Consider the following 18098-nt stretch of genomic DNA (forward strand, 5'->3'; position numbering starts at 1 on the left):
GATCATTGCCGTCATGATCTCAGGTGTATTTCTGGCGGTACTCAACCAGACAGTCCTTTCACCGGCGTTGCCGAGTATAATGGCTGATCTGGGAATAACTGCTACTGAAGGACAATGGCTGACAACGGCATTCATGTTAGTTAACGGTATTATGATACCTATAACAGCATATTTCATCAACAGATTTACTACTCGACAACTTTTTCTCAGTTCAATGACACTGTTTGCCGCCGGAACAGCTGTAGCGGGGCTTGCCGGTAATTTTACGCTCCTTCTTATTGCCAGAATATTACAGGCAATGGCTGCAGGCATTCTCATGCCTATGATACAGACTGTCATACTGTTACTTTTTCCAAAAGAAAAAAGAGGCGCTGCCATGGGTACCATAGGTATTGTTATAGCATTTGCGCCTGCTATCGGGCCTACCCTTTCAGGATGGGTCGTAGATAGCTGGGGATGGAACAGTATTTTTCTTCTGATCGTTCCTCTCGCAGTTATTATCATCATAGTTTCATTCTTTTTGCTCAAAAATGTGGGAGATACTTACCGCACGAAACTTGATGTGCCTTCGGTTATATTCTCTACTGTGGGATTCGGCGGACTTCTGTATGGGTTCAGCATAGCCGGAAGCTATGGATGGATACATCCGATAACAATAGTTACTCTTATACTTGGTATAGGTTTCCTGATAATTTTTATCAGAAGACAGCTTAAATTACATACACCTCTTCTTGAACTGCAAATACTTAAAACGAAAGAATTTAGATATTCTACCATTATAAGTATGATTGTAAATGCCGCACTGATTGCAGGTACTATAATCACTCCTATATATCTTCAGAATGTACTTCAGTTCACAGCAATGCAGTCGGGGCTGGTAATGCTTCCGGGAGCCCTTCTAATGGGAGTTATGAGTCCTATCACAGGAAGGCTCTTCGACAGATTCGGGCCAAGAGGGATATCTATACTGGGACTCAGCCTTCTGACATTTTTCACCGGATTCTTTATTTTCATGGACGAAACATGGACATTTACAACCATTTGTCTTATATATACAGTCAGACTGTTTGGTCTGGCCATGGTAAATATGCCTATTAACACCTGGGGCCTTAATGCTCTCGAAAATAAAATGATTGCTCACGGAAGCGCCATAAATAACACAGCAAGGCAGATAGCAGGTTCCATCGGAACAGCTATACTCATAACCATTATGACTACTGTAACTTCCATGAATCAAAGCTCAGGAGTCATAAATTCAACTCTGAGCGGAATGCATGCAGCATTCGGTACAGCCACAGGTCTCGGCGCCATAGCTCTGCTGATAGCTGTCATTTTCGTAAAACGTACAAAACATGATGACGATATTTTTTGCGATTAAACCATAATAAATGATATAATTAAAGAAAAGGAGAAATATGATGAATATCCAAAATCATGTAATAACAATAGGAAGACAATTGGGAAGCGGAGGTTCTGATATGGGAAAGGCTATCGCCGACCACTTTGGCTTTCATTATATCGATAAAGAAATCCTGGTGAGAGCTGCAGATATCATGGATGCCGATGAAGAAAATCTTGAGATGGTAGATGAGAAAAATATTTCGGCTCTCACTGCCATGGCCAGATCAGCAGCATACGAAATGCCCTATATCGCCAAAGAATGGTATATTCCTACAAGTGAGCAGCTTTTTAAAACTCAGACCCAGATAATGCGTGATTCTGTACAGCAGGGGCCGTGTGTCATTATCGGCAGATGCGCTCCATATCTTTTCAGACATTATGAAAAGCATACCAGTATCTTTCTTCAGGCAGAAATGGACAGACGTATAGAACGTCTGGAAAGAACTTTTGATAAAAAACTTTCCAGAAAAAAAGTCATACATGATATAGAAAAAGAAGACAGAGAGCGAGCTCAGTATTATCATACTTTCACAGGCAAAAAATGGCTGGATCTCAGACAATACGACTTCGTTCTTGATACTACGCCTTTTTCTGACGAGGAGATCCTCAACATACTGATATATTATATAACTTCCAGATTCCCTGAATTAAAATAATACCCGTAACAAGCTCACAAATAAAAACAAAATCCCCGCATACAGATTAAAATTATCTGTATGCGGGGATTTTGTTTTTATTAAATACCGATTTAAGCATTCTCTTCAGTGTCATTTGCCCATCCGCATTTATCTATGATGAACATCACAAGGCCCATCACGATACCTACTATCGTAGCAAGACACATACCGGTGAGCTCTACTTCTCCAATCTTTATAGCCGCTCCCGAAAGACCTACAACAAAAACAACTGCCGTCATTGCCAGATTCCTTGGTCTTGAATAATCCACTCTCTTATCTACAAGCAGCCTGATACCTGATGCCGCAATCATACCATAAAGTAGAAAACTTATGCCTCCCATTACAGGTCCCGGTATAGTACTTATGAGAGCGCTGACTTGACCGAAGAAAGAAAGCAGTATAGAAAATACGGCTGCTCCCCCGATAACCCATACACTGTAAACTTTAGTTACCGCCATTACTCCGATATTTTCTCCGTAAGTAGTTGTCGGTACTGATCCGCACAGTCCTGACAGCATGGTCGAAATACCATCCGACAGAAGCGAACGGTGAAGACCGGGATCTCTGAGAAGATCCCTTCCAACTATCTCACTTGTTACAATCTGATGTGAGATGTGTTCCGAAATAACAGTAAGAGAAGCCGGAATTATTATAATTACTGCACTCAAACTGAATTTAGGAGCCATAAACGCAGGAAGCTCAAACACACTGGCATCTGTAACAGGTGAAAAATCCACAAGCCCCATTATAACTGCCAGTACATATCCAGTAACGATGGCTATCAGTATAGCTATGGCAGAAGCAAACCCTCTGAATACAACTTGTCCTATAACCGCCAGAGCTAAAGTAAATATGAACACAAAGACAAACTTAGGATCTATTGCAGCTCCTTCGGAACTTATAATTCCTCCGTTGCTGGCTGCTGACCCTGCCAATTCAAGACCTATCAATGCTACTATAGGTCCCATCGCCGCAGGAGGCAGTACTGCATCAATCCAGTTTACACCGGCGAACTTGATTATTATGGCTACCACAGCAAATATAGCACCTGCGACTATAAAGCCTCCGAGACAATACTGATACCCCATGCTGCCGATTACAATGAACCCCGGTGACAAAAACGCAAAACTCGATCCCAGATAAGCAGGCGCCCTTCCCTTCGTTATAAAAATAAACAGCAGCGTGCCGACTCCGTTCATAAGAAGAACGATAGAAGCCGGAATGCCAAAGAGAATCGGAACCAATACAGATGCACTGAACATTGCAAAAGTATGCTGTATGCTCAGTGGGATCCATTTGCCTATAGGAGGCTTCTCACCGATCTCAATGATTTTCTTTTCCTTGTTTTCTTTAGACATTTTCCTCTCCTGATAATAAATGAATAACAAACGAACTATAACTTTTAATTATTTAATATCTGCCGTTCATTATATCATAAAAACAAAAAAATTACCGTTGTCATATTTTTCTGTATTTTGTTTATCAGCTAAAAGAAAAAGCAGATAGCAAAAAATTACTATCTGCTTTTTCTTTTATATATTCAGATTATATTTTCATGCATACATCCCACGCGCGCCATATTACCGTTCGCAGATTTCCTACACTGTTGCAGTCTCCTACAAGATGTACTCCCTTAGATTTCTGATGTAGCGGCTTAGGCGTATATCCGACAGAATAGATCACCGTATCTGCCGAGATTTCCGTAAGTCTGCCGTCCTCATCTTCCAAAACAGCTGATGAATCTTTTATCTCACATACTTTCGTGTTGAGATAAACAGGAACATCTTTATATGCCATCATCTCTCTGAGAAACGATGAATTGGCAAGACAGACCCCTTTAGCGCATATCAAATCGTTCATGGACTCTGCTATAGACGGTTTCTTTCCTTTAAGAATCAGATCATAAGCTATCTCACAACCTGTAAGTCCGCCTCCTACTATCAGCACATTATCTCCGGTCTCTGCTCCCGATAGATATTCCGTAGCCTGCATAGCCTTCTCGATTCCTATAATAGGAGGCTTCTTTGCTTCAGAACCTGTAGCTATAACCACTTCATCTGCATCAAGAGCTTGTATATCGCTGATTTCTGTGTTCATTACTATCTGAACATTGACCTTTTCTATCATACGTCTGTACCATTCAATGAGCTGTCTGTCTTTATCTTTGAAGGAAGGTGCTGAAGCCTGGATAAATATACCACCGAGTTTATCGGACTTCTCATAGAGAGTTACCTGATGTCCTCTGGCAGCCAATACCATAGCCGACTCCATGCCGCCTATGCCTCCGCCTATAACTGCAACTTTCTTAGGAGAAGCAGTCTTTACAAGTTTATATTTTTTAGACTGCATAGTTCTCGGATTCAAAGCACATCTGGCCATTCCCTTGGTGTCTTCCATATCCTGTATATTCCCCACGCCTTCATATGAAGCCATTGTAAAACATGCATTATGACAATTGATACATGGCTTGATATCCTCTTCTCTGTCTTCTTCCAGTTTTCGTATCCAGTTGGGATCAACAAGAAACTGCCGCGCAACTCCCATTCCATCTATCTTACCTGCCGATATAGCTTCCGCAGCTGCTGTCGGAGTCATCTTGCCTGCGCATACAACAGGTATATCTACATAATCTTTTATATGCTCTACATACTCAAGGTTACAGTTATCAGACATATACCCAGGCGGGTGCGCCCAATACCACGCATCATATGTACCGTTGTCACAGTTAAGCATATCATATCCTGCATCCTGAAGGTATTTAGCTGCCATTTCTGACTCAGCCATATCACGGCCGACTTCAATATATTCTTCTCCCGGCAAGGCTCCCTGCCTGAAACCCTTTGTCTTTGAAACCACTGAATATCTGAGAGAAACAGGAAAGTCATCACCGCAGGATTCTTTTATAGCCTTTACGATTTCTACAGGGAAGCGATATCTGTTCTCAAATGATCCTCCATATTCATCAGTACGCTGATTAGTATACTTCATAGTGAACTGATCCAGAAGATATCCCTCATGCACGGCATGTACTTCTATTCCATCTACGCCTGCATCCTTGCACATCTTTGAAATTCTTGCAAAAGCTTCCACCATCTCATGTATTTCATCTACGGTCAAAGCTCTGGAAGGCACCTTATCTGTCCATCTGTTAGGGTTAGGCGAAGCACTGGCACAGAGGTAATCCACATCTATTATAGGTTTTCCGATCTTTCTGAGAACCTTGTTACAGTAAACCTTCTCCATAAGATCATTTACTGCCATTGAACGCCCGAAGCCTGCTGTAAGCTGTATAAACAGTTTACACCCGGTTTTATGAAACTCCTCCATGAATTCCTTCAGCTCTTCAAATTTCCCTTTGCCCTGATACAGCCATTTTCCGAAAAAGGTATCGCGGATAGGCGCAATGCCCGGAAGGATAAGTCCGGCACCGCCCTTTGCTCGCTCCAACAGAAAATTAGCAGCCTCCTTGTCAAAATGATTGGGCTCCATCCATCCAAATATGGATGTACCTCCCATGGAACATTGGACAATCCTGTTTTTTATTTCACAGTTTCCGATCTTCCAGGGTGTAAATAACGCTTCATACTCTTTCTTCATAGTTACTCTCCCTCGAATTCTATCTAAGAATATTATGGCGCAGGCCTGTCATGCTCATTGTTGTCCTGCTGTATATATTTTAACGCACTTTACATCTATTTCCAATAGCTTTATAATATTTATTCAATTATTTACTACTGTTTCCTATCCATCCCACACTGATATGCTCTTCCGAAAGCACAGGCATCTTTTTCAATCATTTCATAAAATCTGTATCCGCCGGAAAAATTATAACAGTCAAAGCCTGTCTGCGAAAGGATCCTGCATGCTATATAGCTGCGAAGTCCCGTCTGACACATTACACAAATCTTTTTTGTATTATCAAGTTCATTTAACCTCTCTCTCAAATCATCCACAGGAATATTCACAAAACCATCTGCATGGCCCTCATTATATTCCTTCTCAGTCCTTGTATCCAGCAAAATCACATCATTTCTTTCCCTAAGCTCATCTATATCATCCGGATGCAACTGCTTCACCAGTCCCTTTGAAATATTTTCTATCATGAATCCGGCCATATTTACGGGATCCTTCGCCGATGAATACGGAGGAGCATATGCCAAATCCAAATCTTTTAACTGCACTGCCGTAAGCCCGACATTTATGGCAGTAGCCAGAACATCAATACGTTTATCCACTCCATCATGGCCTATTATCTGTGCTCCGAGAAGTTTCAAAGAAGATTTTTCATATATGACTTTCATAGTCATTGTTGTAGCTTTCGGATAATATTCCGCATGAGATAAAGGAGAAAGAATTATTTTGTCATAATCTATACCCAGTTTCTGCGCCTTTTTCTCATTGATCCCTGTCATAGCTACAGTAAGGTCAAAAATTTTGATCACTGAAGATCCTTGCGACCCTTTATAAATGCTGTGACCTCCGCATATATTGTCTGCAGCTATACGCCCCTGTTTATTAGCAGGACCGGCCAGAGAAATAAGATCAGCTTCACCCGTAACAACATGTTTTACCTGTACGGCATCTCCCACCGCATAAATATCAGTTTCGGAAGTCTCCATAAACTCATTCACAACTATACTTCCCTTAATTCCCAGCTCAAGACCGGCCTTCTTAGCAAGAATCGTATCTGGGGTTACTCCCATAGCTAAAATCACCATATCAGCTTCAATAGGTTCATCATCTTTGAGTATGGCTTTTATTTTACCATTCTCATGCTGCAATTTCTCCACTGAACTTTTAAGTCTTATATTTACTCCTTTATCCCTGAGCTTTCCGTGTATCGCACAAACCATGTCTTTATCCAGCGGAGCCAGCAGCTGGTCAGGTCTCTGTACAATCGTTACGTCTATACCTTTTGCTGCAAGATTCTCAGCCAGCTCAAGGCTTATATATCCTCCTCCTGCAAGAAGAACTTTTCCGGGCTTTTTCAATTCTACGAACCTCTTCACATTAAAAGTATCTTCAACTGTTCTCAATGTGAACACATTATGACTGTCCGTACCCTGCATCTGCGGTTTTGTGGGCATAGCTCCCGTCGAAAGCAGCAATTTGTCATATGACTCGACTCGAACCTGTCCTGTATTGAGGTTCTTTACCGAAACAGTTTTTTCTTTAACATCTATAGAAACGACTTCATGAAGAACTCTTACATCTATTTTAAAACGTTTCCAAAAACTCTCAGGTGTCTGAAGTGTCAGCTCCGATGGATTTTTGATGACACCTCCTACATAATACGGAAGCCCGCAATTAGCATACGAAACAAATCCACTTCTCTCAAACACAACTATTTTGGCATCTTCATCAAGCCTTCTTATTCTTGCGGCTGCCGTAGCGCCTCCTGCGACGCCTCCTACAATAACTACTTTCATTATACCTCTTTAAAACCTCCTGTTTTATATCCTTACGCCCATCTAACAGGCGTTTCCTCCCCTATCTGCAAGATATCATTGTGAAGAGCCCGCAGCTTCGGAGTTATAAGCTGGTCCACATGCATATGCCCAAAGTACCATTTCTGAAATCTTCTGCCCTCTGACACGATCTCATACCAGTCCTCAAATATCTCAGGCAGATGATAATCATATTCTATTTCTTTTAGCCTTGAAATAAATTCTCTGGCAAAAAGAGGCGTCTCATGAGTTATCACATAATCTATCTCATGAAGGTTCTCCATAAGCTGCTTTCTTCCGTACCCTATTTCTTCAAGAGTCGGTTCTTCTTGTTTCCACCAAGTCTGTCCTTCTGTCCTTCTGTCTATATCATTGGAACGCGCTCCTCCGAAAACAAAAATATTATTCCCGTAAACTGAATATATCTCACCTCTCATCAAATGATACACACGATCTGAAACTTTATGAGCACGTCCGCCATTCCATCTTACTATATCCATTCCGGCAAGTAACACATGGTTCTCATGATTTCCATCTATGAAAACCACTGTTCCCGGAAACAGCTGCTGCAGCGTATCCGCTTTGTAAATATAATCTTCGTTCCAAACATATCCGGCATCTCCTGCAATTATTAAAATATCTGTGTCTCTCATTTGACCTTTTTCATGAAGTCCGAAAAACGGAATGAAAGATCCATGTTTGTCTCCTGTTATAAAAATTCTTCCTGTCGTACATCCTGTCATACTTTTATTCAACCTGCTTCTTACTTATGATAGTAGTATATACTGTTTCTTTCCTCGCGCGATATCTTCCCGGAATAATATAGATACTGAAGATGCGAAATAGCCTCCCCGGTAGCGAACCACTTCTGCGGTGCCGGGAATTCCTCCCAGTTTCTGCACTCTATCTCCCATGTCATATCTCTCGCCACCTCATACGGTGTCTTCCACTGGTCTCCCAGAATATAAACAGCCTCTGCCAATCTGTCTTCGTGATGTTTATAAAGCTCCTTTATGCGATCGTACATATTTTCCACAGGTGTTCCGTGAGCCGTCAAAAGCATCTTCACATCCAACTTTTCAACCTTGGCAAGACTGTCCAGATAATCCTGCAAGGGGTTATCTGCACTGAGTTCTATAGTTATGTTAGGTGTTATGGTCCCCAGTATATGATCGCCGCAAAACAATATTTTCTTTTCCTCATCATAAAGGCACATATGTCCTGGGGTATGTCCCGGAGTTTCTACAGCTTTAAGCTTATATCCTCCATATTCCAACACATCGCCTTCAGCAACATATGTAAAATCTATCTTACAGTCATGAACATACTTTCTTCCCGGGTGTATGTCTGTATTCCTTCCGAATTCCGCTTTCGGAAATCCAAATTTTAAAAACATATCATCCAGTATTTTCCAATAAAGATTGCCTGCCTCAAAATTCATCAACTCTCCGTCAGTTTCCCCTGAATATATAATGCTTTCTTCCTTTGCAAATTTAGGTACCAGTCCGCAGTGATCGGAATGCAGATGGGTGATGAATACATCCGTTTTTTCTATACCTAATTCATCAAAAGCATTTCTCAGCGCCTCTTCACACTCAGGTCTGTTAAAACCTGTGTCTATGAGAAGATTCTTTTCACCTGTTATTATGTAGGCATTTATTTCCCTGAGAGGGTTATTTGGCAAAGGCACTACTTTTCTGTATATATTATCTGCTATTTGGGTTAACATATTTCCTCCTGTGTAAAATATTATCTTTTCCGATTTCATTTAAAATCCGCATACCCATATATAATATCTATTATTTAATGATTTTGCAAGGTGATACAGTCAATAGAAAAAGCTATTTCATTTGTTCTAAAAAACCGCATATTAAAACGCAGCAGAAAAACTACTGCGTTTCAAAATCCCTCTTCAATATGTTTTGCTGTTTATCAGTCCACGGCTACCATCACAGAAGTGGCTTTGATAACGGCATATGCCTCCTTGCCTACCTCCAGACCCAGCTCTTCTATTGCCGTCATGGAAATCGTCGAACTTACAATATTGCCTCCGCCTATATCAATCTTCACAATTCCGTTTACAGCTCCTTTTTGTATATCTGTTATAGTACCCTTCAACTGATTTCTTGCACTAAGTTTCATCGTGTTACCTCCTTGTATATTACATAGTATAGTTTGGATAAGTATATCACAAATTATCAAAAAAAAATATTATTTCCTCAACTTTTTAACACTCATAGTCTAAAAAGGAATTAAACATTTTGTCCGGCATAATATTATCTATAAAAATATTATCTCGGAGGTCATAATGAATTACGATGTTATTATAATAGGAGCCGGCCTATCCGGTCTGTCATCTGCAGCACTGCTTGCAAAACGCGGACTTAAAGTAGCTGTAGTAGAGCACAGCTCTTCACCGGGCGGATCCTGCGGAATCTTCAAAAGAAAAGACGCCATCTTCGATCAAGGCGCAGCCATGCTTTACGGATTCGGAGAAAAAGGATTCAATACTCACAGATTTCTTTTCAACTGTCTTGAAGAAAACATACAGATGATTAAACACGATCTGCTCTATACCGTAAATTACTGCGGACAAAAAATCAGATTTCATGCGGATACAGAAAAATTCACCGAAGAATTAGCTAAAATTTTCCCGCATCAGAAATCCAACATAAAAAAATTTTATAAAGACATGGAAAAAATGTACCGTCACGTTATAAGCGGAACACCAACCTACACAACTCCAGATCAGACTAATCCAAAGGAAGCACTGAAAGGATTGCTGCACCATCCCGTATCTTATATCAAATTCATGTCATATCTAAATAAAAACGCAGAACAGCTTCTGAAAAAATACTTTACCGATCCTAAAATATTCAATTTCTTTGACAAACTTACGTCTACTTACTGTTATGCTACGGTATCAGAGGCGCCTGCTATTTTAGCTGCAGTAATGTTCATTGACAATCATGAAGGCGGAAGTTTCTATCCTGCAGGGTCCACCCTCTTTCTTCCGGGTAAACTGGAGAAAATCATTGAGGAAAACAGAGGCGATATGTACTATAACTGTAATGTTAAAAAACTTCTGCTCGATAAAGATTCCTGCACAGGTGTTATAACAGATACCAAAACCATTCTTTATGCACCTTACATGATATACTCGGGAACAGTATGGGATCTTTATAATCATCTGCTTCCGGAAGCTGCGGTTAACGCTGAAGATAAGAATCGAATAAACCTCATGAAACCGACATATCCCAGCACAGTTCTTTACACTATAGTACAAAAATCCGTCATACCTGACAGTACATGTCCTATAGAAATGCTGGTTTCTGATCCTTCTAAAATCGATGAAAACGAAATAACACTATATATACTCAGCATAGACGACCACAGCCTATGTGATCCTGATCATCATACTGTCATAGCCATAGGCCCCAGTTTTAAAAACTGGAATGACACAGACCGCTATGAAAGTCTAAAAGAAATTGAAACAGAACGAATATTGAATGTAATCGAAAAACGTTTCCCGGGGTTCAGGGACGCACTTATCTTCCACGAAATAGCCACCCCTAAGACCATTGAAAGATATACGATGAAACCGGGAGGAGCTGTTGCAGGCCCCAAGCAAATGCTTGGTCAACACATGCTGAAACGTCAGCATATAAAAACAAAATGGCATGGTCTGTTATGCTGCGGAGAATCTACCGTTATGGGAACAGGCACCCCTGCAGTAACAGCATCAGCTATCGCAGCTGCAAATGTCATCTTAAAAGAAACGAAATCTGAGCTTTACAAATGGAAACCCGGTATGAAAAATTATGTAGATATATTAAAAGCTCCTATAGAAAAAGATGATATATACAGATATTATCCTTCCGCTGAAGCCAATATCATGAGAGAAGCTTCAAAGTGCATGCTCTGTGAAAAGCCTTCATGTTGCAAAGATCATCATACTATAATACCGGATATCATGAGAAGATGTGCATGCGGTAATTTTTACGGAGCATACAAAGCTGCCAAAGCCCATATAACAGATATCAGCGATGACGGGCTCACTAAAAGCTGGGAAAAAAACTGCATAAAAAATGATCCTGTAAAAATACATTCAATAATATCTTATCTGTTTAATTTTCTTCTTCCGTAAAAAAACATCATAGTAATGAAAAACAGAAAGACCGATGTAATAACGATAAAAATAATGCTTCCCCGAATTGTCAGTACGCTTCCGTCTCTACAGAAAATCACTCCCATCATTTCCTTAAACGCTTCCGTCCCCTGACTTCCGCCGGCAGAAAAACTTTCATCTATCATATCTTCTGTTAATATCCGGCGGAACAGGACGGCGCCATGAGCCGTAGGAACACATTGAACAACAGCCTGAACATATTCAGGCATCTGTCCCATAGGTATATATATACCTGTCAGAAAGCCTATCAGGGCGCCTATGATAGTACATTCAGCCGCCAGTGCATTACTGTTTCTGATAAAAGAAACGAAGAACATGACAACAGAGGAATTTGCAAAAGTAGTCAGCAATATAACAAACAGCAGCTTCATTTCATTGCCTGATATTATATTTCTGTCATATCTTATTTCTATGTACGCCGCCGATACCATAAGCAAAAGAAGCGTCATGATTATCCCTATTATGACTGCACATAATATATAACCTCCAAGTATTCCTGTTTCATTTACGGGTGAAGTTATGAAATCTTTATCTATACGTTTCATCTTATCTTCCACCATAACTGCATAAGCTCCCATAGTTGTTGTTACTGAAGTTATCGCTAAAATTCCTGATACCATCCATGCATCTGTTATTAACTCTATATCCTCCGATCCGGAAAGACTGCCAAGCAAATTATCTCGAAGAAAAAGTATATAAAGAAGAACAATTATTATCTCTGCTAAAAATGACAGCATCACTGCTGCCCTGTCTTTAAAAAAAATATTTAAATTCCTCATACAGAAACTAATCATGTGCTTTTCTCCCGATAATAGCTATATAAGCTTCATCCATATTGCCTTTCAGCACTTCAAAATCCGTAAACCTTCCTCTGCAAACTTTTAATAATTCCAATGCTTCCAATGTGCTGCCTATCTCCAATACAAAATTTTTACTTTGAATCTTATACTTTATTCCCCTACTATCAAGAGTATGTTTAAGTATAAAATCATCTGCCGCAGTCAAGATCAATCTGTCAGAAGAAAATCGTGATTTAAGTTCTCCCGGGCTTCCTTCTGCCTCTATATGTCCTTTCTTCATAACTATGATCTTATCGGCTCCTGCAGCTTCTTCCATATAATGAGTAGTCAGTATTACAGTCATATTCTTTAAACGCCTTACAGAATTTATCATATCCCATATAGACTTTCTTATCTGTGGATCAAGTCCTGTCGTAGGCTCATCAAGAAATAAAATTTTCGGATCATTAATCAATGCTCTTGCTATATCACACCTTCTCTTCTGACCTCCGGACAATATACCGTACTTTCTGTCCAGCAAATGGTATACGCCTGCCGATTCTGATATTTTTCTTATCTTTTCCTCCAAGCTCTTGCCTCTTAAGCCATAAAACCTGCCCCTCAGACAAAAATTTTCAGCCACAGTAAGATATTCATCTAAGACTCCGTTTTGAAAAACAACGCCTATCTTTTTTCTTATCGCTCTGTTATCTTCTCCCAAAATCATATCATCTATAAATACAAGTCCGCCATCAGGCTCCTTATATGTACATAAAATATCTACAGTAGTAGATTTTCCGGCTCCATTGGGGCCTAAAACAGCCAGCATCTCTCCTTCATCTGCAGTAAAACTGATACCGTCCACAGCTTTATTTTTCCCGTAATACTTTTTAAGTCCATATACTTGTATAGCCTGCGCCATTGGCTCTTTCCCCTCTCTAAGATCATATTGTGAACGTAAAATTACATTTAAATAATATGATTCACCGTAAAGAAAAAGACCCGCAAGCCATTTGATGGGGAGGATTATGACCTGCAAAGTCTTCTCTGTCTGTTTATTATTGAATTACTGTTTCCTATCTTTGCACTCTTCCGCTTCCGTCGCCTTCTGCCAGAGTCTTTACTTCATCTACAGAAACTCTATTGAAATCTCCTTCTATAGAATGTTTCAAACATGATGCAGCAACTGCAAACTCAAGAGCATCTTTATCCTTCATACCGCTGTAAAGACCATATATTAGACCTGCTCCGAAACTGTCGCCTCCTCCTACACGATCTACTATACGTACATCATATTGTTTTGAAAAATATGTGTCGTTTTCAGCACTCAGCATAGCCGCCCACTTATTATCACTGGCTGATATGCTAGTACGCAAAGTAACAGCCACATACTTGAAGCCAAATCGTTCCTTCAGCTGCCGAGCTACTGAAACATATCCGTCGTGATTCAGTTTCCCGCCTGTCACATCAGTCCCCTCAGCTTTGATGCCGAATACTTTTTCCGCATCCTCTTCATTGGCTATACATACATCCACATAACGCATGAGTGTGCCCATAACTCTGCATGCTTCTTCACTGCTCCATAATTTCTTTCTGAAATTAAGATCGCAGCGTACAGTAAGTCCCTGTTTTTTGGCTTCTGCACACGCCTCCTCACATAATTCTGCGACATTTTCCCCAAGAGCCGGAGTTATTCCGGTAAAATGAAACCATTCTGCACCGTTAAAAATATCCTCCCAGTCAAAATCTCCTTTCCCGGCAGAAGCTATAGATGATCCTGCTCTGTCATATATTACTTTTGACGGCCGCTGGGATGCTCCCGTCTCAAGATAATATATCCCTACTCTGTCTCCCCCTCTTGATATCTTACTTGTATCTACTCCGAAATAAGCCAAACTTCTCACTGCTGATTCACCTATATCATGGTCAGGCAGCTTTGTTACAAAAGCTGTATCCATGCCAAAATTAGCAAGAGAAACAGCAACATTTGCTTCTCCTCCGCCAAATGTAGCCTCCATTTTATCATTCTGAAAGAATCTGAGATATCCCTCAGGTTTCAAACGCAGCATTATCTCTCCGAATGTTACTATTTTAGCCATTGTTTCTGCTCCTCACTTTCTCTATGATCTCTACAGCTCTCCTGCACTGAACTGTCACTTCATTCCATTTTTCGTTATCAAGCATATCCTTCTTCACCATAAATGAGCCTCCGCACGCTGCCACTTCTTTACTTGACATATAATCTGACAGATTGTCAAGAGAGATTCCACCTGTAGGCATAAATCTGATTCCCTGGTATGGAGCAGCATAAGCTTTTATAGTCTTTATCCCTCCAAACTGCTCAGCGGGAAAGAATTTTATAATTTTCAATCCATAGCTCATAGCCTTCTCTATTTCAGTAGGTGTAAGACACCCGGGAAATACAGGCATATTAATACTGATGCAATATTCAATCACATCACTGTTAGATCCCGGACTAACGATAAACTGTGCACCTGCCGCACAAGCCTGTCTTGCCTGTTCTATAGACAATACTGTTCCTGCTCCCACAAGCATATTAGGGCAACTTTCTCTCATGGTTTTAATGGTTTTATCCGCTCCCGCCGCCCTGAATGTCACTTCGGCTACCGGTACACCACCGTCACTCAATGCTCTTGCCAGCTTCTCTGCATTCTCAGTCTTTTCAAGCTTTATTACAGGAACAATACCAATACGACTTATTTGTGATGATATATGCTCATAATTCTCATTCATAATGTCACACCTCGCTTAAAAATAGCTATATCTCTATAATTTTTCTCCTCACTGCAGCTTTTTTTACCGGATGCCACATCCAAAATATATCTGTCGAGTTCTTCTGTGATCTCATCATATTTTGCCACATCCAGAATTCGTTCTGCATCGAAGTCTATCCAATTTTTCTTTTTAAAAGCCAGTTCATGATTAGACGATATTTTAATGGTGGGGACAGGTCCTCCAAAAGGAGTTCCCCTGCCCGTAGTAAACAACACTATGTGGGCTCCTGAAACAGCAAGAGCAGTTGCTGCCACCAGATCATTTCCCGGTCCTTCAAGCAGAGAAAGACCTTTTTCTTTTACAGGGCAGGCATATCGCAGAACATCAGTGACTTCAGCATGTCCGCCTTTTTGTACGCATCCCAGAGATTTATCTTCAAGTGTAGTTATTCCTCCTGCTTTATTCCCGGGAGATGGGTTCTCGTATATAACCTGTCCATTTTTCCTGTAATACTCTTTAAAATCATTAATCATACTGACCGTCTTATCAAAAACCTCGCTATCTCTGCATCTATTCATAAGAACCTGCTCTGCTCCGAACATTTCAGGAACTTCCGTAAGTATTACGCTTCCGCCTCTGCCGCAATGCCTGTCAGAAAACTTTCCCACAAGAGGATTTGCCGTTATCCCCGAAAGTCCGTCAGAACCTCCGCATTTAAGCCCAACTATCAGCTCATCAGCATTTATTTTCTGCCTCCTGAATTTCCCGGCATAACAAATAAGCTGCCGGACCATTTTTTTTCCTTCTTCTACTTCATCGCTTACATCCTGACACTTCAGCCATTTTATTCTGTCTCTGTCGCCCATCTGTTCTTTAGAGAAAACCTTCCCAAGTTCGCTGAAATTACAATTCTCACACCCAAGACCCAGCATGAGCACCCCTCCTGCATTAGGATGCGCTGCCAGCTGAGAAAGCACTTTTAATGTAGCCTCCTGATCTTCTCCCATCTGTGAACATCCGTACGGATGCTTTATGACAATAATACCATCAGTATATTCAGCTGCCTCTTCACGCATCTGATACGCTATATCATCTGCTACCGAATTGACACATCCTACTGTAGCGATTATCCATATCTCATTTCTTATACCGCAGCTTCCGTTTTTTCTTCTGTACCCTTGAAAAGAAGCAGAATGGCTTTGTGATATTTCTTTTAAAGCACCCTTTTTCTCATATACATATCTGCTTTCCTGATCTAATAATGTCTTGATATTATGTGTATGTACCCAGTCTCCTTCAGCTATATCCTCTGTGGCAACACCGATGGGAGCTCCGTACTTTATTATCCTATCTCCTTTGCCGATACTGCAAAGAGCAAATTTATGACCCTTTGGGACAGGTTGGTTTTTCTCTATATCAGAAAGTGCAACGGCTACATTATCCCTATCATCTATCTTAATCCATTCCATTATTCTGCTCCTTGAGAAACAGCCTCAAAGCCTCTTTCATACCCATCTGCTCTATCTGATCAAGATATTGTTGCGTAAGTTCTCCGAAACTCTTTATCTCCCTCAAATCTTCTCCGAAAAACTTTTCGTTGCCCATGAAATCCTCTAAAAGCTCTTTATTATCATCATATTTTCCGGCTTCTTCAAAAAATTCTATTACTTCCTTAGAATCCCGAATATTTCCCTTTTTATAAAATGCTATCAAAGCAGCAAAAGAGAATACTATATGTACCGGAAGAATATCATACTCAAAGACAAAATCTTTCAAGGCAGGTTTTACTCTCGCAGTCCATTTTGAAATACTGTTTAACGATATATCCTCAAGTTTATGATCTATAAAAGGATTCTCAAAACGATCAAAAACATCTCTTGCAAAATTGTTGAGCTGATCCCCGCAAAGAGGTATAGTCGGAATTACTTCTTCTGTAATAAGATCCCTCACAAATCTTCCTATATCCTCATTCTGCATGCTGTCTCTTACAATTGTTTCACCATACAACAATGCCACCGGAACCATAGATGTATGAGCTCCATTGAGGATCCTTACCTTTCTGATCTTATACGGTTTATGATCATCTGTTACTATTACAGGAAGCCCCGCTTTATCAAAAGGAATTCTCCTGCCTATATCATCCGGCCCTTCTATTACCCATAGTCCGAAATATTCAGCTGTATCAAGAAAATCATCTTTATATCCGTTTTCTCTGTGAAGTTTTTCTGCCGATTCTGACGGATATCCTGTGACGATACGATCCACAAGAGTACTGCAGAAAATATTTTCCTCATGGATCCATTCTCTGAATTCGGATCCCAACTCCCAATCCTTGCTGTGTTTCAACACTGCATCCTTAAGATATTTTCCGTTATCATCTATAAGTTCACACGAAAGTATAATATATCCTTTTCCTCCGCTGCTTCTCATAAATCTCTCATACAGCAGTCTCGTCAGTTTCGCCGGAAAAGAAGCAGGCGGTTCATCCTGAAGAGAACATGTTTCGTCATATATGATACCTGCTTCTGTGGTGTTTGAAATGATGAATTCAATATCATCATTAGCCGCAAGATCCAAGAACGAATCAAACTCTGTATAGGGATCTATGCCTCTACTTATACAGCTGATAATCCTTCTCTCATCTTTTATTTCATTGCCTTCTCTTCCTCTTAAATAAAGAGTATAGAGTCCTTCCTGATTATTCAGCATACACGCGCGGCCTTCCGGTATAGGCTGCACGACTGCCACTTTAGCGTCAAAACCGGATTTTTCATTCATTATATCTATAAAATCATCCACAAATCCCCGAAGAAAATTACCTTCGCCGAACTGAATGACTTTTTCTTTTCCGTCTTCAAGCAGGTATCCG

Annotated in this window: 14 protein-coding genes and 1 pseudogene; 3 read left to right on the forward strand and 12 right to left on the reverse strand. The window is 40.5% G+C overall.

Translation table 11 applies throughout. The features are described 5' to 3' along the window. Positions 1 to 1378, forward strand: a 1378-nt coding sequence (locus tag ACLR96_RS05000) for an MDR family MFS transporter (RefSeq protein ID WP_412265346.1), incomplete at its 5' end; no start/stop codon positions are given. Between the two features lie 37 nt (positions 1379 to 1415). After that, positions 1416 to 2057: an AAA family ATPase gene (locus tag ACLR96_RS05005; protein ID WP_177270675.1), complete on the forward strand. Its 642-nt coding sequence runs from the start codon at positions 1416 to 1418 to the stop codon at positions 2055 to 2057. A 92-nt stretch (positions 2058 to 2149) separates the two neighbouring features. Here the strand turns inward: ACLR96_RS05005 and uraA are convergent, their stop codons facing one another. From uraA to ACLR96_RS05035, 6 genes are all read right to left on the reverse strand, one after another. Continuing rightward, entirely contained in the window at positions 2150 to 3436 is a 1287-nt protein-coding gene (gene uraA / locus ACLR96_RS05010; RefSeq protein WP_177268805.1) for a uracil permease, read from the reverse strand. Positions 3437 to 3623: 187 nt separating this feature from the next. After that, positions 3624 to 5675 carry an FAD-dependent oxidoreductase gene (locus ACLR96_RS05015; RefSeq protein WP_177268807.1) on the reverse strand — a complete coding sequence of 684 codons (2052 nt, stop codon included), beginning with the start codon at positions 5673 to 5675 and terminating at the stop codon, positions 3624 to 3626. Positions 5676 to 5809: 134 nt separating this feature from the next. Continuing rightward, positions 5810 to 7507 carry an FAD-dependent oxidoreductase gene (locus tag ACLR96_RS05020; protein WP_177268809.1) on the reverse strand — a complete coding sequence of 566 codons (1698 nt, stop codon included), beginning with the start codon at positions 7505 to 7507 and terminating at the stop codon, positions 5810 to 5812. Positions 7508 to 7539: 32 nt separating this feature from the next. Next, entirely contained in the window at positions 7540 to 8268 is a 729-nt protein-coding gene (locus tag ACLR96_RS05025; RefSeq protein ID WP_177268811.1) for a metallophosphoesterase, read from the reverse strand. Between the two features lie 20 nt (positions 8269 to 8288). Further along, the gene (locus ACLR96_RS05030) at positions 8289 to 9254 is read right to left on the reverse strand and encodes an MBL fold metallo-hydrolase (protein WP_177268813.1); all 966 of its coding nucleotides are present in this window, start codon (positions 9252 to 9254) and stop codon (positions 8289 to 8291) included. 203 nt (positions 9255 to 9457) lie between these two features. Continuing rightward, the gene (locus tag ACLR96_RS05035) at positions 9458 to 9667 is read right to left on the reverse strand and encodes a TOBE domain-containing protein (protein WP_177268815.1); all 210 of its coding nucleotides are present in this window, start codon (positions 9665 to 9667) and stop codon (positions 9458 to 9460) included. A gap of 166 nt (positions 9668 to 9833) precedes the next feature. On the opposite strand from ACLR96_RS05035, the gene ACLR96_RS05040 reads away from it, so the two are divergent. After that, the gene (locus tag ACLR96_RS05040) at positions 9834 to 11672 is read left to right on the forward strand and encodes an FAD-dependent oxidoreductase (protein WP_412265351.1); all 1839 of its coding nucleotides are present in this window, start codon (positions 9834 to 9836) and stop codon (positions 11670 to 11672) included. On the opposite strand, the gene ACLR96_RS05045 is transcribed toward ACLR96_RS05040, so the two are convergent. The 6 genes and pseudogenes from ACLR96_RS05045 to ACLR96_RS05070 all read right to left on the reverse strand — a co-directional run. Then, positions 11645 to 12508 carry an ABC transporter permease gene (locus ACLR96_RS05045; protein WP_177269956.1) on the reverse strand — a complete coding sequence of 288 codons (864 nt, stop codon included), beginning with the start codon at positions 12506 to 12508 and terminating at the stop codon, positions 11645 to 11647. The two genes, ACLR96_RS05040 and ACLR96_RS05045, sit on opposite strands and share 28 nt — an antisense overlap. Then, a pseudogene (locus ACLR96_RS05050) lies at positions 12501 to 13361 on the reverse strand (ABC transporter ATP-binding protein); the annotation flags it as partial. The pseudogene ACLR96_RS05050 and the gene ACLR96_RS05045, both read right to left, overlap by 8 nt. A gap of 208 nt (positions 13362 to 13569) precedes the next feature. Further along, positions 13570 to 14592: a PfkB family carbohydrate kinase gene (locus ACLR96_RS05055; RefSeq protein ID WP_412265354.1), complete on the reverse strand. Its 1023-nt coding sequence runs from the start codon at positions 14590 to 14592 to the stop codon at positions 13570 to 13572. Beyond that, positions 14585 to 15247 carry a bifunctional 4-hydroxy-2-oxoglutarate aldolase/2-dehydro-3-deoxy-phosphogluconate aldolase gene (locus ACLR96_RS05060; protein WP_177269950.1) on the reverse strand — a complete coding sequence of 221 codons (663 nt, stop codon included), beginning with the start codon at positions 15245 to 15247 and terminating at the stop codon, positions 14585 to 14587. The genes ACLR96_RS05055 and ACLR96_RS05060 overlap by 8 nt, the downstream gene beginning before the upstream one ends. Beyond that, complete coding sequence (locus tag ACLR96_RS05065; RefSeq protein WP_177269948.1) at positions 15244 to 16698, reverse strand: UxaA family hydrolase; 1455 nt, start codon at positions 16696 to 16698, stop codon at positions 15244 to 15246. The genes ACLR96_RS05060 and ACLR96_RS05065 overlap by 4 nt, the downstream gene beginning before the upstream one ends. Continuing rightward, the coding region (locus tag ACLR96_RS05070; protein ID WP_412265356.1) for a tagaturonate reductase at positions 16685 to 18098 on the reverse strand (1414 nt) is incomplete at its 5' end. The genes ACLR96_RS05070 and ACLR96_RS05065, both read right to left, overlap by 14 nt.

This window comes from Lentihominibacter sp., assembly GCF_046951855.1.
Taxonomy (GTDB): Bacteria; Bacillota; Clostridia; order Peptostreptococcales; family Anaerovoracaceae; genus Lentihominibacter; species Lentihominibacter hominis.